General features: G+C 63.3%; 23 protein-coding genes. 8 read left to right on the top strand and 15 right to left on the bottom strand.

Annotated features, from left to right (window positions below; all coding sequences use genetic code 11):
* Positions 1 to 99: 99 nt before the first annotated feature.
* The 6 genes from LB559_RS08120 to LB559_RS08095 all read right to left on the bottom strand — a co-directional run bounded on the left by LB559_RS08120 (position 100) and on the right by LB559_RS08095 (position 6,128).
* Complete coding sequence (locus LB559_RS08120; protein WP_024503371.1) at positions 100 to 915, bottom strand: ABC transporter permease; 816 nt, start codon at positions 913 to 915, stop codon at positions 100 to 102.
* Positions 905 to 1,855 carry an ABC transporter permease gene (locus tag LB559_RS08115; RefSeq protein WP_196815398.1) on the bottom strand — a complete coding sequence of 317 codons (951 nt, stop codon included), beginning with the start codon at positions 1,853 to 1,855 and terminating at the stop codon, positions 905 to 907. Before LB559_RS08115 ends, LB559_RS08120 begins: the two co-directional genes overlap by 11 nt.
* A gap of 14 nt (positions 1,856 to 1,869) precedes the next feature.
* Positions 1,870 to 2,880: an ABC transporter ATP-binding protein gene (locus tag LB559_RS08110; protein ID WP_224673744.1), complete on the bottom strand. Its 1,011-nt coding sequence runs from the start codon at positions 2,878 to 2,880 to the stop codon at positions 1,870 to 1,872.
* A 229-nt stretch (positions 2,881 to 3,109) separates the two neighbouring features.
* Positions 3,110 to 4,264, bottom strand: a complete 1,155-nt coding sequence (locus LB559_RS08105) for an ABC transporter substrate-binding protein (protein WP_224673743.1) — start codon at positions 4,262 to 4,264, stop codon at positions 3,110 to 3,112.
* A gap of 219 nt (positions 4,265 to 4,483) precedes the next feature.
* Positions 4,484 to 5,395 carry a LysR substrate-binding domain-containing protein gene (locus LB559_RS08100; RefSeq protein ID WP_013528025.1) on the bottom strand — a complete coding sequence of 304 codons (912 nt, stop codon included), beginning with the start codon at positions 5,393 to 5,395 and terminating at the stop codon, positions 4,484 to 4,486.
* Between the two features lie 76 nt (positions 5,396 to 5,471).
* On the bottom strand, positions 5,472 to 6,128 hold the full coding sequence (locus LB559_RS08095; RefSeq protein WP_081714289.1) for a DedA family protein: 657 nt from the start codon (positions 6,126 to 6,128) through the stop codon (positions 5,472 to 5,474).
* Positions 6,129 to 6,391: 263 nt separating this feature from the next.
* On the opposite strand from LB559_RS08095, the gene LB559_RS08090 reads away from it, so the two are divergent.
* Together LB559_RS08090 and LB559_RS08085 are read left to right on the top strand one after the other, a co-directional pair.
* Positions 6,392 to 6,841: an RrF2 family transcriptional regulator gene (locus LB559_RS08090; protein WP_063169921.1), complete on the top strand. Its 450-nt coding sequence runs from the start codon at positions 6,392 to 6,394 to the stop codon at positions 6,839 to 6,841.
* Positions 6,831 to 7,730: an NAD(P)/FAD-dependent oxidoreductase gene (locus LB559_RS08085; protein WP_063169920.1), complete on the top strand. Its 900-nt coding sequence runs from the start codon at positions 6,831 to 6,833 to the stop codon at positions 7,728 to 7,730. Before LB559_RS08090 ends, LB559_RS08085 begins: the two co-directional genes overlap by 11 nt.
* Here LB559_RS08085 and LB559_RS08080 read toward each other — a convergent pair.
* Entirely contained in the window at positions 7,727 to 8,503 is a 777-nt protein-coding gene (locus tag LB559_RS08080) for a DeoR/GlpR family DNA-binding transcription regulator (RefSeq protein ID WP_013528029.1), read from the bottom strand. The two genes, LB559_RS08085 and LB559_RS08080, sit on opposite strands and share 4 nt — an antisense overlap.
* Before the next feature lie 403 nt (positions 8,504 to 8,906).
* Between LB559_RS08080 and LB559_RS08075 the strand changes: the two genes are divergently transcribed.
* Both LB559_RS08075 and LB559_RS08070 read left to right on the top strand, forming a co-directional pair.
* Positions 8,907 to 9,794, top strand: coding sequence for a phosphotransferase (locus tag LB559_RS08075; protein ID WP_224618471.1), 888 nt, complete (start codon positions 8,907 to 8,909; stop codon positions 9,792 to 9,794).
* Complete coding sequence (locus LB559_RS08070) at positions 9,791 to 12,244, top strand: FAD-dependent oxidoreductase (protein ID WP_224673742.1); 2,454 nt, start codon at positions 9,791 to 9,793, stop codon at positions 12,242 to 12,244. Before LB559_RS08075 ends, LB559_RS08070 begins: the two co-directional genes overlap by 4 nt.
* 1 nt (position 12,245) lies before the next feature.
* Here LB559_RS08070 and LB559_RS08065 read toward each other — a convergent pair whose 3' ends face one another.
* On the bottom strand, positions 12,246 to 12,878 hold the full coding sequence (locus LB559_RS08065) for a class I SAM-dependent DNA methyltransferase (RefSeq protein ID WP_027161836.1): 633 nt from the start codon (positions 12,876 to 12,878) through the stop codon (positions 12,246 to 12,248).
* Positions 12,879 to 12,981: 103 nt separating this feature from the next.
* Here LB559_RS08065 and LB559_RS08060 point away from each other — a divergent pair, with 103 nt between their 5' ends.
* Positions 12,982 to 13,884: a phosphotransferase family protein gene (locus tag LB559_RS08060; RefSeq protein WP_027161837.1), complete on the top strand. Its 903-nt coding sequence runs from the start codon at positions 12,982 to 12,984 to the stop codon at positions 13,882 to 13,884.
* 7 nt (positions 13,885 to 13,891) lie between these two features.
* Here the strand turns inward: LB559_RS08060 and LB559_RS08055 are convergent, their stop codons facing one another.
* Both LB559_RS08055 and LB559_RS08050 read right to left on the bottom strand, forming a co-directional pair.
* Entirely contained in the window at positions 13,892 to 14,815 is a 924-nt protein-coding gene (locus LB559_RS08055; RefSeq protein WP_024503360.1) for a DMT family transporter, read from the bottom strand.
* A 153-nt stretch (positions 14,816 to 14,968) separates the two neighbouring features.
* The gene (locus LB559_RS08050; protein ID WP_224673741.1) at positions 14,969 to 16,270 is read right to left on the bottom strand and encodes an amidohydrolase family protein; all 1,302 of its coding nucleotides are present in this window, start codon (positions 16,268 to 16,270) and stop codon (positions 14,969 to 14,971) included.
* A gap of 169 nt (positions 16,271 to 16,439) precedes the next feature.
* Between LB559_RS08050 and LB559_RS08045 the strand changes: the two genes are divergently transcribed.
* Positions 16,440 to 18,194, top strand: a complete 1,755-nt coding sequence (locus LB559_RS08045; RefSeq protein ID WP_224673740.1) for an ABC transporter ATP-binding protein — start codon at positions 16,440 to 16,442, stop codon at positions 18,192 to 18,194.
* A gap of 163 nt (positions 18,195 to 18,357) precedes the next feature.
* Here LB559_RS08045 and ilvD read toward each other — a convergent pair whose 3' ends face one another.
* Positions 18,358 to 20,202 (bottom strand): dihydroxy-acid dehydratase, encoded by a 1,845-nt coding sequence (gene ilvD / locus LB559_RS08040; protein WP_024505783.1) that lies wholly within the window; start codon positions 20,200 to 20,202, stop codon positions 18,358 to 18,360.
* A 252-nt stretch (positions 20,203 to 20,454) separates the two neighbouring features.
* On the opposite strand from ilvD, the gene LB559_RS08035 reads away from it, so the two are divergent.
* Positions 20,455 to 20,925, top strand: coding sequence for a VOC family protein (locus LB559_RS08035; RefSeq protein ID WP_024505784.1), 471 nt, complete (start codon positions 20,455 to 20,457; stop codon positions 20,923 to 20,925).
* A gap of 75 nt (positions 20,926 to 21,000) precedes the next feature.
* On the opposite strand, the gene LB559_RS08030 is transcribed toward LB559_RS08035, so the two are convergent.
* The 3 genes from LB559_RS08030 to LB559_RS08020 form a co-directional block, all read right to left on the bottom strand.
* Positions 21,001 to 22,593, bottom strand: a complete 1,593-nt coding sequence (locus tag LB559_RS08030) for a peptide chain release factor 3 (RefSeq protein WP_013528039.1) — start codon at positions 22,591 to 22,593, stop codon at positions 21,001 to 21,003.
* A 100-nt stretch (positions 22,594 to 22,693) separates the two neighbouring features.
* On the bottom strand, positions 22,694 to 23,623 hold the full coding sequence (locus LB559_RS08025) for a haloalkane dehalogenase (RefSeq protein WP_224673739.1): 930 nt from the start codon (positions 23,621 to 23,623) through the stop codon (positions 22,694 to 22,696).
* A complete protein-coding gene (locus LB559_RS08020) occupies positions 23,620 to 24,216 on the bottom strand; it encodes a TetR/AcrR family transcriptional regulator (RefSeq protein ID WP_063171115.1) in 597 nt (198 codons plus the stop codon). Before LB559_RS08020 ends, LB559_RS08025 begins: the two co-directional genes overlap by 4 nt.
* Positions 24,217 to 24,337: 121 nt before the next feature.
* Between LB559_RS08020 and LB559_RS08015 the strand changes: the two genes are divergently transcribed.
* Positions 24,338 to 25,414 carry an NAD(P)/FAD-dependent oxidoreductase gene (locus LB559_RS08015; RefSeq protein WP_127368375.1) on the top strand — a complete coding sequence of 359 codons (1,077 nt, stop codon included), beginning with the start codon at positions 24,338 to 24,340 and terminating at the stop codon, positions 25,412 to 25,414.
* Positions 25,415 to 25,749: 335 nt separating this feature from the next.
* Here the strand turns inward: LB559_RS08015 and LB559_RS08010 are convergent, their stop codons facing one another.
* Entirely contained in the window at positions 25,750 to 25,998 is a 249-nt protein-coding gene (locus LB559_RS08010) for a DUF6356 family protein (RefSeq protein ID WP_013528043.1), read from the bottom strand.
* Positions 25,999 to 26,062: the final 64 nt, after the last annotated feature.

Below are 26,062 nucleotides of genomic sequence, written 5' to 3'. Positions count from 1 at the left end.
GTTTCTCCCTTTACAGAAGCGAGTAGCGAGTAGCGAGTAGCTGAAAGCGAGTAGGGTTTGACCGTCGATCCCTATTCGCTACTCCCTATTCGCTGTTTTTCATTTCCCGCTTCCAGCGATCTGGTCGCCGTCACGGGTGAGGTAATAAGCGGCAAGGATCGGCAGCAACGTCACCAGCATGACGACCATGGCAACGACATTGGTGACCGGGCGCTGGCGCGGACGGATCAGTTCTTCCAGCATCCAGATCGGCAGCGTCTGCTGCTGACCGGCGGTGAAGGTGGTGACGATGACCTCGTCGAAGGACAGCGCGAAGGCCAGCATGCCGCCGGCAAGCAGCGCCGTGGCGATGTTGGGCAGCACGACATGGCGGAAGGTCTGAAAACCGTCGGCGCCGAGATCCATCGAAGCCTCGATCATCGAACCGGAAGTGCGGCGGAAACGGGCGACGGCGTTGTTGTAGACGACGACCACGCAGAAGGTGGCGTGGCCAAGCACGATCGTCCAGAACGAGAACGGGATGTCGGCCAGCGAAAAGGCCGAGCGCAGCGCAATGCCGGTGATGATGCCGGGCAGCGCGATCGGCAGGATGACCAGCAGCGAGATGGTTTCGCGGCCGAAGAATCTTGTCCGCGACACCGCCGCCGAACAGAGCGTGCCGAGGATGAGCGCGATCGCCGTCGAAATCGCGGCCACCCTGACCGACAGCGACAGCGCCTGCCAGACATCTGGCCGGTTCCAGGTCACGGCGAACCACTGCGTCGTCAGCCCTGGCGGCGGCCAGACGAAACTCTTCTCTTCGGTGGTGAAGGCATAGACGAAGATCAGCAGGATCGGCAGGTGCAGGAACAGCAGCCCGCAGGCGGCGGCAATCTTCAGGCCGAGCGGAGCCGACTGGGAACCATCAGAGCGCATCGAAGGCCCCCATGCGCTTGGCGCCCCAGAGATAGAAGCCCATGATGACGATCGGCACCACGGTGAAGGCGGCGGCGAGCGGGATGTTGCCGGCGGTGCCTTGCTGCGAATAGACCGCCTGGCCGATGAACAGACGCGAGGTGCCGATGATCTGCGGGATGATGTAATCGCCGAGCGTCAGCGAGAAGGTGAAGATCGAACCGGCGACGATGCCCGGCAGCGCCAACGGAAACAGCACGTTGCGGAAGGTCTGTCCCGGTGAAGCGCCGAGGTCGGACGAGGCCTCGACCAGATTGCCGGGCACGCGCTCGAGCGCCGCCTGAACGGGGAGGATCATGAACGGCAGCCAGACATAGACGAAGACGATGAAGGTGCCGGTGAACGATACCGACAGGGAATTGCCGCCGACGATCGGCAGCGACAGCCAAGCGTCGAGAACCCACAACAAATGCAGCTTGGCGAGCAGCCAGGTGAGGATGCCTTCCTTGGCCAGGATCAGCTTCCAGGCGTAGATCTTGACCAGATAGCTGGACCACAGCGGCAGCATGATGCCGAGATAGAACAAGGCCTTCCAGCGGCCGCGCGCATAGCGCGCCGCGTAGTAGGCGATGGGGAAGGCGATGACGGCCGAGGCCAGCGTGACCAGAGCCGCCATCGTCACCGTGCGCAGGATGATGTCGAGATTGGCAGCCTGGAACAGATCGCCATAGGTCTTGAGCGTGAACTCGCGGTTGATGAGGCCGGAAAACTCGTCGATAGAGAAAAAGCTCTGCGCCAGCAGCGCAAACAGCGAGCCGATATAGACGATGCCCAGCCACAAAACCGGAGGCAGCAGCATGAGCAGCAACAGGACCTTCGGCTTGCGCCAGAAAAGGTCCGACAGAGCGCCGCGCAGACCGCCGCTACCCGGCAGGATGGCGGGAGCGGTTGCACGCACCATGGCGGCGTCGAGGCTCATGCCGGCTCGTCCATCAGATGCAGGTGCTCGCGGTTGAAGGTCAGCACAACCGCCTCGCCTTCTGCCGGCAAGGCGATGCCGGCCGGCACGATGGCGTGCAGCCGCAGCCCGTCGGCGTCGAGCGCCAGCTTTGTCGTGGCGCCGAGATAATTGGTCGAGACGAGGCGGGCCGACACGCCTTCACCACTTGTGACCCCCTTGGCCGCGCGGCCGACGCGAATGGATTCGGGGCGGAGACTCCCCCAGCGATGCTGGCCGGAATAGCGCTGCACGAAATCCGGCGGCAGCACGTTGGAGGAGCCGACGAAATCGGCGACGAAGCGGGTCCTCGGCCGCTGGTAGATATCTTCCGGAGTGCCGATCTGCATGATCTTGCCATCGTTGAAGACGGCGACGCGGTCGGCCATCGACAGCGCTTCGCCCTGGTCGTGAGTGACGAAGACGAAGGTGATGCCGAGCGCCTTCTGCAGCGACTTCAACTCCTCCTGCATGTTCTCGCGCAATTTGAGGTCGAGCGCGCCGAGCGGCTCGTCGAGCAGCAGCACCTTTGGCTGGTTGACCAGCGCGCGGGCGAGTGCCACGCGCTGGCGCTGGCCACCGGAAAGCTGGCCGGGCCGGCGGGCGCCATAGCCGGGCAGCCGCACCAGTGACAGCGCCTCTTCCGCCGCCTTGTGCCGCTCAGCCTTGCCGACGCCCTTGACCATCAGCCCGTAGGCAACGTTGTCGAGCACGTTCAGATGCGGGAACAGCGCATAATCCTGAAACACGGTGTTGACGTTGCGGCGATAGGGCGGAACGCCCTCGGCGCGGTCGCCGAAGATCGAGATCGAGCCCGATGTCGGCTGCTCGAAGCCGGCGATGAGGCGCAGGCAAGTGGTCTTGCCGGAACCGGACGGCCCGAGCATGGCGAAGAATTCCCCCGGCGCGATTTCGAGATCGACCGCATCGACGGCGCGCACGCTGCCGAAATGGCGCGAGGCCTTCTGGAAGGAGACGGCGGAGGTCATGGGCTGTCAGTCCGTTGCCGGTTTGATGTGTTGATGTCGCGCGACGTCCTATCTCCCCCTTGTGGGGGTGAGAAGTGATCCGCATAGCGGACGAAAAGCCAATTGCTTGGCTTTTCGAGCTTCGAACGCCTGAGCCTTGCGAAGGGCCAGGCACTGCCACGAACTGCCGAGCAGACCCCACCCAGACGCTATGCGTCGACCCTCCCCACAAGGGGGAGGGTAAGGATGCTCATCGTCCGCCGATGACGCCGATATAGTCCGACACCCAGCGATAGTAGGGCACGCACTGATCGTTCTGGGTGGCGCATTTCGACACCGGCGTCTTCCAGAACTTGATCTTGTCGAAGTTCTCGTAGCCGTTGGTCTTGCAACCCTCGTCGGTCAAAAGCTCATTGCCCTTGCAGGCGGCGGGCACGACGGGCAGTGAGCCGAACCAGGCTGAGACATCGCCCTGCACCTTCGGCGACAGCGAATGTTCCATCCACATATAGGCACAGTTGGGGTTGGCGGCGTCGGCCTCCATCATGGTGGTGTCGGCCCAACCGGTGGCGCCCTCCTCCGGGATGGTGGAAGCGACCGGCTTCTTGGCGGCGACCAGCGTGTTGACCTGATACGGCCACGAGCCGGAAGCGACGACGCCTTCGTTCTGGAAATCGTCGACCTGGATGGCGGCGTCGTGCCAATAGCGGCCAACCAGTGTGCGTTGGACGCGCAGCAATTCGAGCGCCGCCTTGTACTGGTCCTCGTTCAGTTCATAGGGATCCTTGATGCCGAGTTCCGGTTTGTGGAACATCAGATAGTTGGCCGCATCCGCAATGTGGATCGGCCCGTCATAGGCCTGGACGCGGCCCTTGTTGGACTTGCCGTCCGGCAGCTTCATTTCCTCAAAGACGATGTTCCAGCTCTTGGGAGCCTCCTTGAACACGTCGGTGTTGTACATCAGGACGTTGGGACCCCACTGGTAGGGAACGCCGTAGTGGGCGCCGCCGACGGTGAACCACGGCGCGTCCTTGAGGCGCTCGTCGACCGTCTTCCAGCTCGGGATGAGATCGGTGTTGATCGGCTGCACGCGCTTGCCGGCAACGAGGCGCAGCGAGGCATCGCCCGAAGCGGTGACGAGGTCGAAGCCGCCCTCATTCATCAGCGAGACCATCTCGTCGGAGGTGTTGGCTGTCTTGACGTTGACCTTGCAGCCGGTTTCCTTCTTGAAGGAGGTCACCCAGTCATAGCCCTTGTCGGTTTCGCCGCGCTCGATGTAGCCCGGCCAGGCAACGATGTTGACCTGGCCTTCGCCCTTGCCAAGTTCCTTGACCTGGGCGACGGCCTGACCGGAAAAGGTCAGCGCGACCGTCAGAGCAGTGCATGACTTCAGGAATGAATTCATTGTCGATCTCCCATTTAGGCGCCTGACCCTGAAAGCCGGTTTCGGTCTTCGTTAGGGGTCACGCGCGGACTGAAAACTGTCAGTTCGTCCGTTGGGCTTGATGCCGCTCTGATGGCGGCTTTGGTCCCTGAACCGAAAATGCTTTGAAAATTCCGGTTTCGCAAATTCATTTATCAGAAGGGCGATATCGGTTTTTCCGATAGATGTGCAGCCGGTCTCTCAGGGACGCTGGCGGACCGTCCGTTGCGACTGGGCAAGACCGATGAAATCGCGCGCGGCCTGCGGCAGACCGGAGCCGCGCCGCCAGACCATGCCGACCTGGACCACCGGCAAGGAGCCGGAAATATCGCGCGATTCGATGCGGTCGCCTTCCAGCGACCAGGGCCGGTAGACGAGATCGGGCAGCAGCGCCACGCCAGCACCGGTGGCGACCAGACTGCGCACGGCCTCCACGGAACGGGTGCGGAAGGCGACATGCGGCTTGGCGCCGATCGCCGTCAGCAGCTTGCCGGTATTCTCCTCGATCTCGTCGACGGTCAGCATGATCAGCGTTTCGGAGGCAATGTCGCCAATGCTGATGATGTCGGCGCCGACGAGCGGATGACCGAGCGGCAGCCACAGCCGATAGGCCGAGACTTCGAGGATTTCCGACTGCAACGCGGTGCGGTCGCGCAAATTGGAGGTGACCATGACGGCAATGTCGAGCTTGCCGCCGATCAGGAGGTGTTCGAGATAATCGCCATTGTCCTCGATGGCAGAGACCTCGACGCCGGGATAGGCACGGCGGTAGCGGGCGAGCAGATCCGACAGCACATAGCCGGCGACCAGCGAGGTGACACCGAGCTGCAGCCGGCCGGCCGCCACCGCCTGCTCGCCGGAGAAAGAGCGACGCGCGTCGGAAACATCGGCGAGGATTTTCGTCGCATGGCGCAGGAACTGGTGACCCTTGTGGGTGATGTTGAGGCCGCGCGGGTGGCGTTCGAACAGTTCGACGCCGAGATCGCTTTCGAGTTCCTTGATCGCTTCGGTGACCGACGATTGCGAGATGGAGAGGTTCTGCGCAGCGCCCGAGACCGTGCCTTGCTCGGCAACGGCGATGAAAAACTGCAGCTGGCGGATGGTGAAAGCCATGGTCCGGACTAAACACCGGCGGCCGAACGAAGGAAAGCCGACTGCAGAGCTTATCCCATGACCTGAGAGCTGGCGCTCAACCGAGCGCCAACTTGATGCGCCGCCGGCATGCGGGGCCATAGCGCAGCGCAAGCATGAATGCCGTCTCCAGAGCCACGACGATGACAATGATGCGCAGGCCCACCGTGAAGGAGTCCCGGCCGCTGCCGCGCAGCAGATAGCCGGTGGTGAGAAAGCCCGCGTTCCAGAACGTGGCGCCGAGCAGCGTCGCGGCCGCGAAGGGCAAAGCGGGCAGGCAGAGCGCGCCGGCGGCGATCGGCAGGTAATTGCGCACAGTCGGGATGAACTGCGCCAGCAAGGACACCCGGACGTGATTGCGCCGATAGGCCTGGCCGAGCCTGCGGTAGGTCGCGTGGCGCAGGAACACGTACTTGCCGAAACGCTCGACCAGCCTGTCGGCACGGTCAGGTCCAACCCGGCGGCCGACCGCATACCAGACAAGGCAGCCGCTGGCGGACGCAAGCGTCGTCACCATCAGCAGGATCGCCAGCGTCGAAGCATCCGGCGCCGCCGTCATGCCGAGGAACAGCAGCAGCACATGCGAGGGCGGAATTGGCAGGATCTTTTCGGTGAAGGCGAGGCAGAAAACGCCCAACAGACCGAAGCCGAGGATGGCTGCCAGCGGCCCCGTCATGCGAAGCGACATGGTGACGCCAACACCAAACGGTGCCACGGTCCATCTCTGGAGAAAAGACAAAGCATCAGGCAACCTCCATCCTGGATCCAACGCTTCGATCGGTCGGCGTGGCGTTTGCTGCAGTCAGCGTCGGACCCGAAATCCGTTGCATATGTCGGGTCCGACGCCTTGGCGCCGGCATACGAGGCGAATCGCGCACCGACTGGTTCTGTTTGCCGCGAATGGATTGCGTGGACATTGCGCCTCGGCGCGGACGAGACGTGTTTGACATCGACACCAATCGTAACTAACTAAGTTACATGAAGCGCAACAGCCGACTGTCCTCTACCCTGCACATTCTCGTCCACATGGCCGAGAAGCCCGAACAGGCGCTGACCTCCGAGCAGCTTGCCACCTTCATCCACACCAATCCGGTGGTGGTCCGCCGCACCATCGCAGGCTTGCGCGACGCCGGCATCGTCACCTCGTCGCGCGGGCACGGTGGCGGCTGGCTGCTCGGGCGGGCGCCCGAGAAAATATCCCTGGCCGAGATCAGCGTCGCCCTTGGCGAGACACTGCTGCCGTTCAGCACCGATCCGGAAAGCCCCGGCTGCCTCGTCGAGCAGGCGGTGATCGCCGTGCTCGACGATTTTCGCAACGCCGCCGAAAGGCTGCTGGCGGAGAAGCTGAGCCGCATCACGCTGGCTGACCTGACCGCCGATTTCCGCCGCCGTTTTGACCTCATTGGAGTCTCCAGCCATGCAGTATGATCTTGCCGTCGTCGGCGGCAGCTTTGCCGGCCTGTCCGCCGCCATCCAGGTGGCGCGGGCAGGACGCAAGGTGCTGGTGATCGACGCCGGCCGGCCGCGCAACCGCTTTGCCGAGCATTCGCACGGCTTCCTCGGACATGACGGGCGCGCGCCCGGCGCAATCCTGGATGACGCAAGGCGCCAACTACTGGCCTATCCGACAGCCAGGGTTGTCGACGGGCGCGCCGACAAGGCCCTTGCCGCTGGCAGCAGCGATTTCGAAATCACCACCGAGGGTGGCGAGACATTCGGCGCGGCACGGCTGGTACTGGCCACTGGGGTGCGCGATATCCTGCCGGAGGTTGCCGGGCTTGCCGAGCTCTGGGGAAAGAGCGTGCTGCACTGCCCCTATTGCCACGGCTACGAAGTTTCCGGCGGGCCGCTCGGCGTGCTCGCAACCGGTCCGATGTCCATGCATCAGGCACAGCTGATCACCGATTGGGGCGATGTCACGCTGTTCGGCAATGGCCTGTTCGAGCCTGACACAGAGCAGATGCGCGCGCTGGAGAGCCGAAAGGTGCGGTTTGAGCCCACCAGCGTTGCCGAGCTAGAGGAAGACGGCTCCGGCGGATTGATCGTCCACCTCGACGACGGCAGAAAGGCCGGCGTCAGGGCGGTGTTCACCGCTCCGCGCAATATCATGGCCAGCCCGCTGGCCGAACAGCTCGGCTGCGGCTTCACCGAAGGCCTCCTCGGCCCGGTGATATCAGTCGACGACAGGCAGCAGACGACCGTGCCCGGCGTCTACGCCGCCGGCGACGCGGCACGTTCGATGCACAACATCGCCCTTGCAGTATCGGGTGGCACCTTTGCGGGCGTCTGCGCCCACCAATCGCTGGTCTTCGGCTAGAACCCGGCTTCCGCGCCGGCGATGCTGAGCCGGGCGCCGGCCTGCGCAAGGGCGGCGGCCAGGTCGTGCGGCGGCGAGCGGTCGGTGGCGAGTTCGGAAAAGCTGTCGAAGCCGCAGACCTGGACCAGACCAAGACGGCCGAATTTCGAGTGATCGGTGATGACGAGGGACCGCTGGCCGCGCGACAGCACCATGCGGGCGAACTCGGCCTCATCCAGATCAAAATCCATGACGCCCATCACCGCGTCGACGCCCCCGGTGGAAATGATGGCGTGACTGACCGAGAAGCGACTGACAAAATCGATCGCCGAGGCGCCGAAAGCAGCACCGGAATCGCTGCGCAACTCGCCGCCGGCCATATAGACCTTGTTGCCGTTGATGGTGGCCAGCGTGCGGGCGATGTCCGAGGAATTGGTGACGACCGTCAGGCGCCGGTGGCCGAGCAGTTCACGTGCAAGGAACGAGGTCGTCGTTCCGGTGTCGAGCATGATGGATTCCCCGTCGCGGATGGTGGCGGCGACCATGCGGGCAATGACGCGCTTGGCGTCGGCGTTCTCACGCATGCGCCGCTCGAACGGCGCTTCGCCGATCATTGACGGCAGGCCGATGGCGCCATGCATCTTGAGGACAGAGCCATCACCGGTCAGCGGCTTGACGTCGCGGCGCACCGTCTCGAGCGACACGCCCAGCCGGTCGGCCAGACTGGCGATGGTGACGGTGCCCTCTTCCTGCAGGAGCCGCAGGATCTCGCCGTGTCGTTTGGACTGCGCCATCTGGTTTCCCGAACTGATGCTCTTGACCGATTCTAAGGTAATTCAATTGCTTTTAAAGGAACTACCTTATGCTTTCAGGCAAAATACCCAAAAAAAGTCACAGCTTTTTATTGACAAGCGGGAAACCCTGGCGTGAAATCAAAGACATTAACAGGCTTCAGATCTGCGACTGGGGGCAGAGCCGCAACTCAGCGATCAGGCCGTTTGGAACGTGCCTGTACAAGGAATTTTCAGATCCGCGGGGGCGGATGCCGGGCTCAAAAACCTGGCCAAGGGGCTCGTCGGTGCGGTGCGGGATACCGATCCTGGCGTCCCGCACCGACGAGATTATTTACGTTTCTCCCCGCAGTCGTTGCGCTGTTCACGGCGCCTTGTCGAAGCCCAGCAAACCAGGGATGATTCCGTGACCGCCGAAGACCGCATCCGCGCCCTGCCCTGCTGGACCGGTGGCATCGAGATCGCACCGCTGCCCGGCGGTCTGAGCAACGCGAATTATGTGGTCACGGACGCGGCGGGACGACACGTCGTGCGCTTCGGCAAGGACTATCCGTTCCACCATGTCTTTCGCGAGCGCGAGGTGATGACGGCGCGGGCGGCGCATGCCGCCGGTTTCGCGCCGGCCGTCCGCCATGCCGAACCGGGCATCATGGTCACAGAGTTTCTCGGCGCCAAGACCTATCTCGCCGAGGACGTACGCGCCAATCTTGGCCGCGTCGCAGCCCTGATGCGCGCCTTTCACCGGGAGATGCCCAGTCACGTCTCCGGCGCCGGCTTCATGTTCTGGGTGTTCCATGTCATTCGCGACTATGCGCGCACGCTTGAAGAAGGCGGCAGCCGCAAGCGCAGCGACCTGCCGCGCCTGCTGACGCTGGCCGACGAACTGGAGCGCGCGCAGAAACTGCTGCCGATCGTCTTTGGCCACAATGATCTGTTGCCGGCCAACATTCTCGACGACGGCAACAGGCTGTGGCTGATCGACTTCGAATATGCCGGCTTCAACACGGCGATGTTCGACCTCGCAGGCGCCGCCTCCAACGCCGGCATGAGCGACGAGGAATCCTTCGCCTTCCTGACCGCCTATTTCATGAAGGAACCGGACGAAGCGATCCGCCGTTCGCACGCGGCCATGCAATGCGCCTCGCTGCTGCGCGAGGCGATGTGGAGCATGGTGTCCGAGCTCTATCTCGACGCGCCCGGTATCGACTACGTCGCCTACACCGAGGAAAACCTCGCCCGGCTCGACACGGCGCTGGAAAACTACAGAACGAAGTACGGGATGCAGAAATCATGACATTGCCGACCCAGGCCGCCATCGTCGTCATCGGCGGTGGCATCATCGGCTGTTCGACGGCTTATCATCTGGCGCGCGACCACAAGGCCGATGTCGTTCTGCTCGAACAAGGCAAGCTGACCTCGGGCTCGACCTGGCATGCCGCCGGCCTTGTCGGCCAGTTGCGCTCGTCGGCTTCGATCACCCGCGTGCTGAAATACTCCGTCGACCTCTACAAGGGCCTCGAGGCCGAGACCGGCCTTGCCACCGGCTGGAAGATGACCGGCTGCCTCAGGCTCGCCACCAATGCCGACCGCTGGACCGAGTACAAAAGGCTGGCGACGACGGCGAAAAGCTTCGGCATGGACATGCAATTGCTATCACCGGCGGAAGTCAAGGCAATGTGGCCGCTCATGGAAACCGGCGATCTTGTCGGCGCCTCCTGGCTGCCGACCGATGGCCAGGCGAGCCCCTCCGACATCACGCAGTCGCTGGCCAAGGGCGCGCGCATGCATGGCGCCAAACTGTTCGAGGATGTCCGCGTCATCGGCTTCGAAATGAAGGACGGCCGCATCACGGCGGTGAAGACCAACAAGGGCGACATTGCTTGTGACAAGGTGGTCAACTGCGCCGGCCAGTGGGCGCGGCAGGTCGGCGCCATGGCCGGCATCAACGTGCCGCTGCAGCCGGTGAAGCACCAGTACATCATCACCGAGAAGATCGACGGACTGGCGACCGACGCGCCGACCATCCGCGATCCGGACCGGCGCACCTATTTCAAGGAAGAGGTCGGCGGGCTGGTGATGGGCGGCTATGAGCCGAACCCGCAGGCCTGGGCTACTGGTCTCCCCGGCGGTGACGTCCCCAATGATTGGGAATTCAGGCTGTTCGACGATGATTACGACCATTTCGAGCAGCACATGAGCCAAGCGATCGCGCGCGTGCCGGCACTGGAAACCGTCGGCGTCAAGCAGATGATCAACGGGCCGGAGAGTTTTACGCCAGACGGCAATTTCATTCTCGGCACAGCGCCCGAATGCGCCAACATGTTTGTCGGCGCCGGCTTCAACGCCTTCGGCATCGCCTCGGGCGGCGGCGCCGGCTGGGTGCTGGCGCAGTGGGTGGTCGATGGCGAAGCACCGCTCGACCTGTGGGTGGTCGACATCAGGCGCTTTGCTAATTTGCACCGTGACCGTCAGTGGGTCTGCGACCGCACGCTGGAGGCCTATGGCAAACACTATACGATCGGCTTTCCGCATGAGGAGTATGCCAGCGGGAGGCCGCGCATCGTCTCGCCGCTCTACGACAGGCTGAAACAGCAAAATGCCGTGTTCGGCTCGAAGCTCGGCTGGGAACGGCCTAACTGGTTCGCGCCCGAAGGCGTCGAGCCGCAGGACATCTATTCGATGGGCCGGCAGAACTGGTTTGTGGCGGTCGGCGACGAACACCGGCATGCGCGCGAAAAAGTCGGCATCTTCGATCAATCCTCCTTCGCCAAATACGAGCTGAGCGGGCCCGATGCGCTGAAGGCGCTGGACTGGGTCTGCGCCAACGACGTCAGCAAGCCGGTCGGCCGGCTGACCTACACGCAGCTTCTCAACACACGCGGCGGCATCGAGGCCGATCTGACGGTGGCGCGGCTGGCCGAAGAGAAGTTTTACATCGTCACCGGCACAGGCTTCCGTACGCATGATTCCTCATGGATCGGCGATCATATCGGCGAAGGGCTCGATGCCAGGCTCGTCGATGTCACCGAGGATTTCGGCACGCTGTCGCTGATGGGTCCTCGGGCGCGCGACGTGCTTTCGGCCGTGACCGAAGCCGACGTCTCAAACGTGAGCTTCCCGTTCGGCCATGTGCGTGAGATTGCCATCGCCGGCCACACAATTCGGGCGCTTCGCGTCACCTATGTCGGCGAGTTGGGCTGGGAACTGCACGTGCCCATCGCGGCCACCGGCGAAGTCTTCGACGCGCTGATGGCGGCAGGCAAAAAGCACGACATCCGCCCGATCGGCTACCGGGCACTGGAATCGCTGCGGCTGGAAAAGGGCTATCGTGCCTGGGGCTCCGACATCACGCCCAACGACACGCCGCAGGAAGCCGGGCTCGGCTGGGCGGTCAAGCTGCGCAAGAACACGGATTTCATCGGACGGCGCGCGCTGGAGAAGACCAGCGGCACGGCAATGAAGAAACGCTTTGCCGGCTTCACGGTCGACGACCCCGAGATCGTGCTGCTCGGCCGCGAAACCATCCTGCGCAATGGCGAGCCTGTCGGTTATCTCACCAGCGGCGGTTATGGCTATACGCTGGGCAAGACCATCGGCTACGGCTACGTGCGCAACGCCGACGGGGTCAGCGACGATTTTCTCGCCTCGGGCGACTACGAACTGGTGGTTGCAATGGAGAGGACGCCGGCCAAGATCCACCTCGAGCCGATGTACGATCCGGCAGGCGTAAGGATCAAAGCGTAGGTCACGTCACGCGCAGTGCGAGGCCGCGGCTGGGCACGGTGTCGGCCTCGCCGGGCATCGAGACATAAGGGCGCGTTTCCTCGACGCGGGTGACGAGGCCTTGCGCCTCAAGCTCAGCGATGCGCGTGGCGAAGCCCTGATCCCACAGCGAGTTCTTGACCGTCAGCACGATGATCCCGCCCGGCCGGCAGATGCGGATCAGTTCGTCCAGCCCCTCGACGCCGACATGACCTGATGTGAAGACGCCGGCCGAGATCACTCCGGCATAGGCATCATCGGCAAAGGGCAGATGACCGCCCAGCGCCAGGCAATGGAGCGCGGAATAGACACCCTTGCGGGCCGCCTGATCCAGCATGCCTTGTGAAATATCGAGTGCCTCGACTTGCGGGTAACCGGCAATATCAAGCCATTCGCCGATGAGACCGGTGCCGGCCCCGGCATCGAGCAGCGGTGCTGAACCGCGCGGCAGATGGCGGGTCAGCAGCGCAAGGCAGATCGTCGGATGGCGATAGCCGGCGGCCGACATGTCGGCGTCGTAGGTCTGCGACCAACGATCATAAAGTGCGGCGACCTCTTCGGGCCGCTTTGCCGCGTAGGCCGCGCCAAGCGCACCCTGATGTTTGTTGTCCGCCACTTTGATCCAGTCCGCCAATTTTTGATCTCGCAGTGATGATAGCCAAAGCGCGAAAATTGTGGAACCGTTGCCGCGACAAATAACAGTGTGTGGGGGCGCAGGCATGATTACAGACGAGGCGCGTGCGGCACTGGACGCCATTCCCATGCTGGCCGGCTACAGCGGGCCGCTGGAACGGCTGGGCGGCCTCACCAACCTCGTCTTCAAGGCCGGCGACTTCTGCCTGCGCATTCCTGGCAAGGGCACCGAGGAATACATCAACCGGGCCAACGAAGCGGTGGCCGCACGCGAAGCGGCAAAAGCAGGGGTCAGTCCCGAGGTGCTGCATGTCGATGCCGGCACCGGGTTGATGGTGACACGCTACATCGCCGGCGCCGAAACCATGTCGGAGGAGAAATTCAAGGTTCGGCCGGGCAGTCCAGCCCGCGCCGGCGAGGCCTTTCGCAAGCTGCACAATTCAGGCGCGGTGTTTCCCTTCCGCTTCGAGCTGTTTGCGATGATCGACGACTATCTCAAGGTGCTGTCCACCAAGGAGATCGCCCTGCCCGCCGGCTATCATGACGTGGTGCGCGACGCCGAGAGCGTGCGGTCGGCGCTGGCCGCCCATCCGCTGCCTCTCGTCGCCTGTCATTGCGATCCGCTGTGCGAAAACTTCCTCGACACCGGCGAGCGGATGTGGATCGTCGACTGGGAATATTCGGGCATGAACGACCCGCTCTGGGATCTTGGCGACCTCTCCGTGGAAGGTAAATTCGATCTGGCGCAAGACGAAGAGATGATGCGCGCCTATTTCGGCGGCGAGGCGAGGCCGGCGGAGCGCGGCCGCATCGTCATCTACAAGGCGATGTGCGACCTGTTATGGACGCTGTGGGGGCTGATCCAGCTCGCCAACAACAACCCGGTCGATGATTTTCGCGCCTATGCCGACGGGCGGTTCGCGCGCTGCAAGGCGCTGATGGAGACGTCCGAGTTTTCACGGCATCTGGCGGCGATCCGCCGGGGGTGAGCCTGGACTAATTGACGCCCTTCGGCACGTTTTCGGGCGGCACGGTGGTCTCGACCACTTTCTGGCGGTGGAAGATGAACAGGCCGGCGAGAACGACAATGCCCGAGCCGATCAGGATGCGCGGACCGGGAACGTCGCCGAAGAACACCAGTCCGAACACCACCGCCCACAGCAGCAGCGTGTAATGCAGCGGCGCCAGCGTTGAGGCCGGCGCCAGCTTGAGCGCCCTGGTGATCATCAGATGGGCGCCGCAGGAGACGATGCCGAGCAGCAGCATGGCGCCGAGATCGAGTGCCGACGGCGTCTGCCAGGCGCCGATGCTCAGCACGCCGCCGACCAGCAGCGTGCCGATGGTCTGCCATGTCACCAGATTGGTGTCGCTGGTGCCACGCAGCCGGCGGTTGAGGATGATGGCGAAGGCGAAGGCGATACTGCCCACCAGCGCAAAGCCTGATGACAGCGAGAACGCCGCCGACGAGGGTTTCAGCATGATCAGCACACCGCAGAAGCCGAGCAGGATCGCCATCCAGCGGCGCCAGCCGACCTTTTCGCCAAGCAAGAGGTGCGAGAGTGCCGCGACGTAGATCGGCCCCGCCATGTAGAAACTCATCACATCGGCCAGCGGCAGATAGACCACGGCGGCATAGAAGAGCGCGGTGTCGAGCGTGGTCATCACCACCCGCAGCAGCTGCAGCTCCAGGCGTTCCATGCGAAACAGCTTGGCCGGGCCCTGGTTGGCGATCATCGGGCCGAGCACGAAGAAGGCGCCGATGGAGCGGATCAGCACCACCTGGCCGACGGAGAAGCTGGCGACCAGCCATTTGCCCATGGCGTCGTTCAGCGCAAACAGGAAATCGCCGGCCAGCATCAGCAGAATGCCGGCCAAAAGCACATTCCTGATCGTCGAATTCTGCGCCACGGGCTGCGTCATGCCGATCCCGATTCCTCCCCCTTGTAAGCCCGCGTCGTAGACGGAAGCAGCGGCTTTGACGAGGAGAATTCGGGCGATGGGTAAGACCAGCGCCGGGAATCGGCTGTATCTAGAGCATGATGCCGAAAAGTGTGAAGCGGTTTTCGGACGACATCATGCTCTATCTCTTTGATTGGAGCCGGATATGTGCCGCCGGTTCACCATTCCCGGCCTTCCGCCGATGGACAGCCTGGTTTCCTGCTTCGTCCGCTCCGCCACCACCTTGCCCCTGGCGATGACGCACAGGCGCTCGGCGCGCAGCCGCAGGGCTTCGACCGGATTGCCGGCATCGAGGACGACCAGGCTGGCGCGCTTGCCGACCGCCAGGCCGAGATGATCGAGGCCCATGATCGCGGCATTGACGTTGGTGACCATGTCGAAGCAGCGCGCCATCTCTGCCGGGCTCGACATCTGAGCGACGTGCAGACCCATGAAGGCGACATCGAGCATGTCGGCGGTGCCCAGCGAATACCAGGGATCGAGCACGCAATCCTGGCCCCAGCCGACGCGAATGCCGAGCGCCAGCATTTCCTTGACCCGGGTCAGGCCGCGGCGCTTCGGGAAGGTGTCGTGGCGGCCCTGCAGCATGATGTTGATCAGCGGATTGGGAATGACCGAGACGCCGGCCTCGGCGATCAGCGGCAAAAGCTTCGAGACGTAGTAATTGTCCATCGAATGCATCGAGGTGAGGTGCGAACCGGCGACCTTGCCGTGCAAACCAAGACGCTGCGCCTCATAGGCAAGCTGCTCGATATGGCGCGACAGCGGATCATCGGTCTCGTCGCAATGCAGGTCGACCATCAGGCCGCGGCTGGCCGCGATCTCGCACAGCTCCGTTACCGAGCGCGTGCCGTCGGCCATGGTGCGCTCGAAATGCGGGATGCCGCCGACAATGTCGACGCCCATGTCGAGCGCGCGGATGGTGTTTTCACGCGCCGATGGAGAGCGATAAAACCCGTCCTGCGGGAAGGCGACCAATTGCAGATCGATGTAGGGAGCGACCGTCTTCTTGACCTCGAGCAACGCCTCGACCGCCAGCAGGCGGTCATCGCAGACATCGACATGGGTGCGGATGGCGAGCAGGCCCATCGACACCGCCCAGTCGCAATAGGCCAGCGCGCGATCACGCACGGCCTCATGCGTCAAAAGCGGCTTCAACTCGCCCCACAGCGAAATGCCTTCGAGCAGCGTACCCGAAGCGTTGATGCGCGGAATGCCGTAGGAGAGCGTCGCATCCATGTGGAAATGCGGATCGACGAAGGGCGGCGAGACCAGATTGCCACGGGCGTCGACCTCGGTCCGCGCGGAACCCTGGAGAACGGGCTCGATCGCCGCGATCGTCTCACCGTTGATGCCGATGTCGGCAACCCTGCCATCAGGCAGTGTGCCGCCGCGAACGATAAGGTCGAAATCCATCCGTCGTCATCCCGTCAAAAGAATCATCTGATATAGCCGAGGCTGAAAATCGCATCCCGTCGATGCCGCTTGCAACAGCGATTTGTCCGCGGCGGCCGCGGATGGTTTCATCCGGCCGCAACTCCCTCTATAAGCCGCCTTCGTTGTCCCGGTTTCAAGGATCCGCCGTTTGTTTCGTTTCTTCCGCTCGACGGAAAACCAGCGCCTCGTCGCGAGGTTGATCCGGGAATCCTTTTATCAGCACAGGTTTGGCTACGGCGCCGCGATCTTGTCGATGCTTGTGGTGGCCGCCACGACCGGCGCCAGCGCCTGGATTCTCAAAGAGATCACCGACGAATTCGTAGTCTTCAAGCGGATTGACCGGGTCAACCTGATTGCGGGCGGGGTCGCCACGATCTTCATCCTCAAGGGCCTCGCCAACTTCATTCAGGCCTATTTCATGAGCCGTGTCGGCAACGCCATCATCGCCGACCGCCAGCGCAAGATCTACGACCGCATCCTGGCGCAAGGCATCGAATTCTACCATTCGACCTCGTCGTCCGACCTGATCACACGCATGACCAACAATGCGCAGGCGGCACGCAACGTGCTCGACCTCGTTGTCACGTCCTATGTGCGCGATCTGTTGTCGCTGGTCGTCCTGGTAGGAGTCATGGTCTGGCAGCAGCCAGCCTTGTCTATAATCTGCTTCGTCGTCGGCCCCTTGGCTATCTACGGGGTCAACCGCATCCTGAAACGTGTTCGCAAGTTCGCCGCGATGGAGTTTCGCTCGGTCGGCCAGATCGTGCAGGTGATGCAGGAAACGGCAATCGGCGTGCGCGTCGTCAAATCCTTCAACCTCGAAGGCGCGATGCGCAACCGCATGTACAAGGCCGTGTCGGACGTCGAGAACCGGGCCAATAACATCGCGACGCTGGAGGCTGCGACAAGCCCGGTGATGGAGACGCTGGCCGGGCTGGCTATTGCCGGGGCCATCTTCGTCAGCGGCTTCCTGGTCTTGCAGGGCGGCCAGATGCCGGGAAACATCATGGCCTTCATCGGGGCACTCCTGTTTGCCTATGAGCCGGCAAAGCGCCTTGCGCGCGTGCGCATATCGCTGGAAAGCGGCATTGTCGGCGTGCGTATGATGTTCGAGCTCGCCGACCAGCCGCTCACTCTGGTCGAGAAGCCGGACGCGAAGCCGCTTCTGGCCGGACCGGGCGAGATCCGGTTCGACGCCGTCGACTTCGCTTATCAGAAAGGGCCGCCGGTGCTGGACAGGTTCGATCTGACGCTTGCGCCCGGCAAGATGACGGCGCTGGTCGGGCCTTCCGGCGGCGGCAAGTCGACGATTCTAAACCTGATCATGCGCATGTATGATCCGCAGAGCGGCAGGGTGCTGTTCGACGGTCAGGATATTTCCCATGCGACGCTCGCATCGCTGCGGGAAAAGATCGCCTATGTCAGCCAGGATACGTTCCTGTTTGCCGGCACCATCATGCACAACATCCGGCTTGGGCGCGAGGGTGCGACCGACGAAGAGGTGATCGCCGCCGCCAAGGCAGCCAACGCGCATGACTTCATCAGCGCACAGGCGAAAGGCTACGAGACGGATGTCGGCGAGAATGGCGGCCTACTGTCGGGCGGCCAGCGCCAACGGATCTCGATCGCACGCGCCATGCTGCGCAATGCGGAGATCCTGCTGCTGGACGAAGCGACCAGTGCGCTCGACGCCGAATCGGAAGCGCTGTTCCGCGACGCGCTGCAGCAATTGACGGAAGGCCGCACGACGATCGTCATCGCGCACCGTCTGTCGACCGTGCACCAGGCCGACACAATCGTGGTGCTCGAAGCCGGCAAGGTGGTGGAAAGCGGCCCGCACAAGACCTTGCTCAAGCAGGGCGGGCTCTATCAGAAGCTTTATGAGTATCAGTTGATGCCGTAGCACTCTCTTCCCTTCCCCCACTTGTGGGGGAAGGTGGATCGGCGCGCGGCGCCGAGACGGATGAGGGGTGTTCCAGCGGAGTGAGACGTCGGTGTTCTCTGGAACACCCCTCATCCGTCGCCTGCGGCGACACCTTCTCCCACAGGGGGAGAAGGAAGAAACCTCACTCCGGCACAAACCTCACCGCGCCCTTGGCCGCGCTGGTGGCCATGGCGGCATAGGCGCGCAAGGCGGTCGTCACCTTGCGCTTGCGCTTTTCCTCCGGCTTCCAGGCCAGGGCGCCCTTGGCTTCCATCGCCGCCCGTCGCGCAACGAGTTCCGCCTCATCGACAGCCAGGCGGATGCTGCGGTTCGGGATGTCGATCTCGATCGTATCGCCCTCCTGCACCAGTCCGATCAAACCGCCTTCGGCAGCTTCCGGCGACGCATGGCCGATCGACAGACCCGAGGTGCCGCCGGAGAAGCGGCCGTCAGTAACCAGAGCGCAGGCCTTGCCGAGGCCCTTCGACTTCAGATAGCTGGTCGGATAGAGCATCTCCTGCATGCCGGGGCCGCCGCGCGGTCCTTCATAGCGGATGACGACGACATCGCCGGCCTTGATCTCATTGGACAGGATCGCCTTGACGCTCGAATCCTGGCTTTCGAACACGCGGGCCGGGCCGGTGAATTTCAGGATCGATTCATCGACGCCCGCCGTCTTCACGATGCAGCCGTCGAGCGCCAGATTGCCCTTCAGCACGGCAAGGCCGCCATCCTTGGAAAAGGGATGTTCGGTCGAGCGGATAACGCCTTTCTCGCGGTCGAGATCGAGCTCGTCCCAGCGGCGCTCCTGGCTGAAGGCGACCTGTGTCGGCACGCCGCCAGGGGCGGCGAGGAAGAAATCGCGCACGCTCTGGCTGGTCGTGCGGGAAATGTCCCAATGGTCGAGCGCCTCGCCCAGGGTTGACGTATGCACCGTCGGCAGGTCGCGGTTGAGCAGGCCGGCATTGTCGAGCTGGCCGAGGATCGCCATGATGCCGCCGGCGCGGTGGACGTCTTCCATGTGGACGTCGGACTTGGCGGGCGCAACCTTGCACAGCACCGGCACCTTGCGCGACAGCGCGTCGATGTCGTCCTGATCGAAATCGATCTCGCCCTCATGCGCGGCAGCCAGGATGTGCAGCACGGTGTTGGTCGAACCGCCCATGGCGATGTCGAGCGTCATGGCGTTCTCGAAAGCGCCCTTCGAGGCGATGTTGCGCGGCAGTGCGGTTTCGTCGTCCTGTTCGTAATAGCGCTGGGCGAGATCGACGATCAGGTGGCCGGCCTCGACGAACAGACGCTTGCGGTCGGCATGCGTCGCCAATGTCGAGCCGTTGCCGGGCAGCGACAGGCCAAGCGCCTCGGTCAAACAATTCATCGAATTGGCGGTGAACATGCCCGAGCAGGAGCCGCAGGTCGGGCAGGCCGAGCGCTCGATGACCTTGACGTCCTCATCGGAGATCTTGTCGTCGGCGGCCGCGACCATGGCATCGACCAGATCGAGCGCCTGCGTCTTGCCGGCGAGCACCACCTTGCCGGCTTCCATTGGACCGCCGGAGACGAAGACGGTCGGGATGTTGAGGCGCAACGAGGCCATCAGCATGCCGGGCGTGATCTTGTCGCAATTGGAGATGCAGACCATGGCGTCGGCGCAATGCGCGTTGACCATGTATTCGACGGAATCGGCGATCAGCTCGCGCGACGGGAGCGAATAGAGCATGCCGTCATGGCCCATGGCGATGCCGTCATCGACGGCGATGGTGTTGAATTCCTTGGCAACGCCGCCGGCCTTTTCGATCTCGCGCGCGACCAATTGGCCGAGATCCTTCAGATGGACATGGCCCGGCACGAACTGGGTGAAGGAGTTGACCACCGCAATGATCGGCTTGCCGAAATCCGAGTCCTTCATGCCGGTGGCGCGCCAGAGGCCGCGAGCGCCGGCCATGTTGCGGCCATGGGTGGTGGTGCGGGAACGATAGGCAGGCATGTTTTTTCCTTGGTGGCTGGCCGCAGCCCAGGGGTTGGCGCGGCGGAGCTGAATTCGGACCGCAGGCGTTATAGACGCGCAAGTATGGTCTGGCCACAATTTTGCAATGCGCCAGATTCTCTCAAAAAGATGCGTGGCATGTCGGATGGCGCGCTGCATGTCCGTCCTTGGGCAGACGGCAAGGAGATGGCACCATGTTCGGAGTCAGCCGTTTCACAGGAACAGCGACCGAAACAGCACGAGGAGCACGACATGCAAAAGATCACCACCTGCCTGTGGTTCGACGGCCAGGCCGAAGAGGCCATGAACTTCTACGTCTCCATCTTCAAGAATTCCAAGGTGCTGAGCGTGATGCGTTGGCCCGAAGGCCACGCCGATGCAGGCAAGGTGCTGGTGACCACGTTCGAACTCGACGGCGTGCAGTTCCAGGCGCTCAATGGTGGACCGCAGTTCAAGCACAGCGAAGCGATGTCGCAGTCGATCGACTGCAAGACGCAGGAAGAGGTGGATTACTTCTGGGACAAGCTCATCGAAGGTGGCGGCCAACCGTCGCAATGCAGCTGGCTGAAGGATAAATTCGGCGTCTCCTGGCAGGTTGTGCCGGAGCAGCTGCCGCGCCTGCTCCTGGATCCGGACCGGGCCAAGGCCGGCCGCGTGATGTCGGCGATGATGCAGATGAGCAAGATCGACATCGCCAAGATCGAGGAAGCTGCCAGAGGATAGTCGAGGGTCGCGCCGCCCCTCATCCGCCCTTCGGGCACCTTCTCCCCGTGAACGGGGAGAAGGAAAAAGCGCGACTTACGCCGCTCTGTCGCGGACCTGATAGTCCTTGATCGTGGCAAACTTGATCGCCTTCCAGCGCTCCGCTTCGTAGTTCAGCGAGAAGGCGTGCTGGGCGAGGAACACCGGATCGTTGTCGAGGTCGCGGGCGATGTCGCCGCGATGCGCCTCGATGAAACGCAGGACCTCGGCCTTGTCGTCGGCCGAGATCCAGCGGCACACGGAAAAGCGCGACATCTCGAATTCGACCGGCAGGGTGTATTCGAAGTTCAGCCGTTCCTTCAGGACGTCGAGTTGCAGCGCGCCGACGACACCGACGATGGCCGGTGAGCCGTCCTCGGGCGAAAACAGCTGCACGACGCCCTCCTCTGCCATCTGGTGCAGCGCTTCCTTCAGCTTTTTGGCCTTCATCGCGTCGCCGAGGCGGACACGGCGCAGGATTTCCGGGGCGAAATTCGGAACGCCGCGGAACAGGATTTCCTCGCCCTCGGTCAGCGTATCGCCAATACGCAGCGTGCCGTGGTTGGGAATGCCGACGACGTCGCCGGCAAAGGCCTCGTCGGCGGTGACGCGTGTGCGGGCAAAGAAGAACTGCGGCGCCGACAGCGACATCGGTTTTCCCGTGCGTACCAGCTTGGCCTTCATGCCGCGCTCGAGCTTGCCCGAACAGACGCGGACGAAGGCTATGCGGTCGCGGTGGTTGGGATCCATGTTGGCCTGGATCTTGAAGACGAAGGACGTCATCTTCTCTTCGGTCGCCTCGACCTTGCGGGTGTCGGCCTCTTGAGCACGCGGCGGCGGTCCAAAAGCGCCGAGCGCCTCGATCAGGTCGCGCACGCCATAATTGCGCAGCGCCGAGCCGAAATAGACCGGCGTCAGGTGACCCTCGCGGAAGGCTTCTATATCAAGGGGTCTGCACGCTTCCCGCGCCAGCTCCAGCTCCTCGATGAAGGCCTCGCGCTCGTTCTCCGGCAAAAGGCCGGCGACGCGGTTGGAATCGGGACCGTTGACCGGCGTGCGCTCCTTCTCGTCGTCGCCCCTGCGCACGGCGTTCAGCGCCAGATGGTAGGTGCCGGAAAAATTCTTGCCCCGGCCGATCGGCCAGGTGATCGGCGCCGTATCCAGCGCCAGCTTCTGCTCGATCTCATCCAGAATCTCGAACGGATCGCGGCTTTCGCGATCCATCTTGTTGACGAAGGTGATGATCGGGATGTCGCGTAGCCGGCAGACTTCGAAAAGCTTCAGCGTGCGCGGCTCGATACCCTTGGCGGCATCGATGACCATGACGGCCGAGTCGACCGCCGATAGCGTGCGATAGGTGTCGTCTGCGAAATCCTCGTGGCCGGGCGTGTCGAGCAGGTTGAAGACATTGTCCTCATACTCGAAGGTCATCACCGAAGTGACGACTGAAATGCCGCGCTCACGCTCGATCTTCATCCAGTCCGACCGCGTCTGGATCTTGTCCTTCTTGGCCTTGACCTCGCCGGCAAGCTGGATGGCGCCGCCGAACAGCAGCAGCTTTTCGGTGAGCGTGGTCTTGCCGGCGTCCGGGTGCGCGATGATCGCGAAGGTGCGGCGGCGCGCCACTTCTTCTTCTATTGCTTCGGGCATTCTCTGGGATTTCCGTGTGACAGGCCGGGCTTCTAGCAGCGCAGTGCGGGCCTGTCGACCGGTCCGGCGGCAGGGAAGCCGCCGGAAGCCATGGCTTGCTTCAGGCCAATTCGGCCGTGCGGCTCGCCTGAACGACCTCGGGGAGCCAGCCGGCAATGGTGCCGCCTATCGCGTCGGCATGGTCTTCCTGCAGATAGTGCGCACCGGGTCCGAGATTGATGAACCGGCAGTTCTTCAGCCCGGCGGCGAATTCGCGTGCGGCCTGCGGCGCAATCAGCGCGCCGGGATCGCCCGCAAACAGCAGTTTCGGATAGGTGGAGAGCCGAAGTGCGCGATGATCATGTTCGCTGATGGCGGCAACGTCGGCGGGCTGGCCCTCGATCGGCAATTCCCGAGGCAGGCGCAACACCGGCTTTCGCGATTGCGGTGTCGGGAACGGCGCCCGGTAGACGGCCATCTCCTCATCGCTCAGTGTACGCAGCACCGAGGCCGGCAACACTTTTTCAACGAAGACATTGTCTTCCAGGACCAGCTTCTCGCCGACACCCGGCGTGCGCAGCGCCTTGAACATTTCGCGGGCTTGCGGGCGCTGATGAAAATCCTCCCAGCGCTCGAAGGGTCGGACGAATTCCATGAAGGCAAGGCCGAGCACGCGTTGCGGTCGCCGCGCCGCGAGATGGAAAGCCAGGGCCGTGCCCCAGTCCTGCGCGACCAACACCACTTCCTGGATGTCGAGCACGTCCAGGAAGGCGTCGAGATAGCGGACGTGATCGAAGAAGCGATAATCGATATCGGGCTTGCCGGATTGGCCGTAGCCGATCAGGTCGGGCGCGATACAGCGACCGAGCGGCGCGACATACGGGATGATGTTGCGCCAGATGTGGGATGAGGTCGGATTGCCATGCAGGAACAGAACGGTGGGGCCGGACGCTCCCGTCTCGACATAGGACATGGTCGAATCGAGCACGGCGATCTGCGAGCGTCTCGGTGCAGCGACGCCAGCTTGAGAAATGTTGGCTTTCGAACTCATGGGGTCGGCTCCTTTGCAAAAACTGTGCTGAAGATGATTTTCTTGAACCGCTCGAGCGGCGCGGGGCTACGTTCAACCTTCATGCGCAGCATGGCGCCCTGCCAAGACGACAGCAGGAAGTCGGCAAGGTCCTCGGCCTCGAAGGTCTTGGAGATGTCGCCGGCTGCCTGGCCTTCGGCGATGCAGGCGGCGAAGGGCTGGCGCCAGCGTTCGAAGATGTCGACGAGTTGCAGGCGCAGCGGCTCGCTGTGGACCGCGGTCTCGAGGCTGAGATTGCCTATCATGCAGCCGCGTGCCCAATCATGCGCCTCAAGCTTCGAGGTGATGACATCGACGTAGCGCCTCAGCCGGCCGATGGGCGGCGTGCCGTCCTGCGCCAAGGCTTTCTCGACCAACGTGCCGACATAGGCGAAATAGCGGTCCAGCACCTCCCCGGCAAACTCCTCCTTGGAGGCAAAATGGTTGGTGAACGAGCCGGGCCGGGCGTCGGCGGCGGCAACGATGTCGCGCACACCGGCGGCGGCATAGCCGGAATTCCAGATGGTCCGGAACCCGGCGTCAAGGAGGTTTTCGCGGAGTGATTGTCTGGCCATACCGATATAATACGTACGTACGTATTGATGTCAAGCCGAATAATTTGCGTTGCCGATGTTGGCAAGCGGGGGTGGCACTGGAAGAGTGTCCCTCAGGGGGTGGCGAGTTTGAGGAGCGAACATGGCTGCGGTGAAACAAGTGATCGTCATCGGCGCCGGCATCATCGGTGCTTCCATGGCCTGGCACCTGACCAGGGCAGGCGCACAGGTGACGGTCATCGCCGCCGACAGCGCCGCCGGTGGGGTCGCCACGCCGAACTCCTTTGCCTGGATCAATGCCACCTGGGGCAATCCGGAGCCCTATTTCCGGCTGCGCACCCGCGCCATGGCCGAATGGTCGCGGCTGGCGCGGGACGTGCCCGGCCTGCCGCTCAACTGGTGCGGCGGCCTGTGCTGGGATCTATCGGCGGCCGACATGGAAGCCTATACCGCGCAGCATTCGGCCTGGGGCTACGGCATCGAGCGCGTCGACCGCGCCGGCGCGGCCCGTATAGAGCCTAATCTCACCGAACTCCCGGACGTCGCTTTGCATGTCGCCGAAGAGGGCGTTGCCGAGCCGGTCGCGGCAACGAAGGCGCTGCTGGCCGATGCCGAACGACGCGGCGCGCGGATCATCTCCAGCACGGTGACGGCGCTTGTCCAGACAGGCGGCAGGATTTCGGGCGTCGACACATCGCATGGGCTGCTTGCCACCGACGAGGTGTTGATCGCGGCCGGCGTCGGCTCGGCGGGCATTGCCGCCACCGCCGGCATAAATCTGCCGCTCGAGACGCCACCTGGCCTGATCGTCCACTCGCGGCCCTACGAGAAACTGCTGAACGGACTGGTGCTGGCCGAGCGGCTGCATATGCGCCAGACCGCCGAGGGCCGTATCATCGCCGGTTCCGATTTCGGCGGCGCCGACCCCGGCATGGATGCGCAAGCCACCGCCAGCGAACTGTTCGCGGTCCTGAAAGCCAGCCTGCGCGGCGGAGACGGGCTGGCGCTCGATTTCCACACGGTCGGTTACCGGCCGACGCCGATCGACGGTTTTCCGATCATCGGCCGCGCCGAGGGCATGGACGGCGTCTATGTCAGCGTCATGCATTCCGGCATCACGCTGGCGCCGGCCGTCGGCCTGTTTGCCGCTCGCGAAATCCTTGATGGCGAGCGCGATCCGCTGCTCGCGCCTTACGGGTTGGGACGGTTTGCTCAATAACCCGGACGGACGGCAGCGTCGGCCGATGTCTGTATAGGTTAACGCCCTACGGCGCCCCCCTCTGTCCTGCCGGACATCTCCCCCTCGAGTGGGGAGATTGGCAGTTTCGGCGCCTCGCTCAGTCCCGCAAGGTCGGCGATTGGCGAAAGCCGTCGCGACATCCAATCTCCCCCCTTGAGGGGGAGATGTCCGGCAGGACAGAGGGGGGCGCTGGCCCGCGGCGTTGCCGCAATTTGCAACTACCCGGCCAACGCCAGCTTCGCCACGGCCGGAGCAAAAGGCCGAATGTTGATCCCGTCCCTGGTCATGGTGACGAAGCTCGATGGCGGGATCGCCTAGGCGCGATCCATAAGAGCCGCAGGCTCCTTGGTCGCGTGCGTGCCTCTGTTGTGCGTCCGCTCGTAAAGCTCGCGAACGATTCGGCTGGCGGTAGTTTCAAACAGAAATGGCAAGAAAGCATGAACGAGCGCGGCGCCCGCCGCCATCAACAGGCGTGACGAAAACCAGGCGGCAAAGCCCATGTGGCTGAAATAGGTTTCGCCGACCTTGGCCGGATGAGAGGTGAAAATCCTTGCGACCGACATGCTGGTTCCCCTTCAGCGCTTGAAGTTCCTGATATGAGTATCCTGACATGCTTCGCCGGTTCAT

Source organism: Mesorhizobium sp. BR1-1-3 (assembly GCF_020165455.1).
Taxonomy (GTDB): Bacteria; Pseudomonadota; Alphaproteobacteria; order Rhizobiales; family Rhizobiaceae; genus Mesorhizobium; species Mesorhizobium ciceri.
This window is presented reverse-complemented; position numbering and strand designations above follow the sequence as displayed.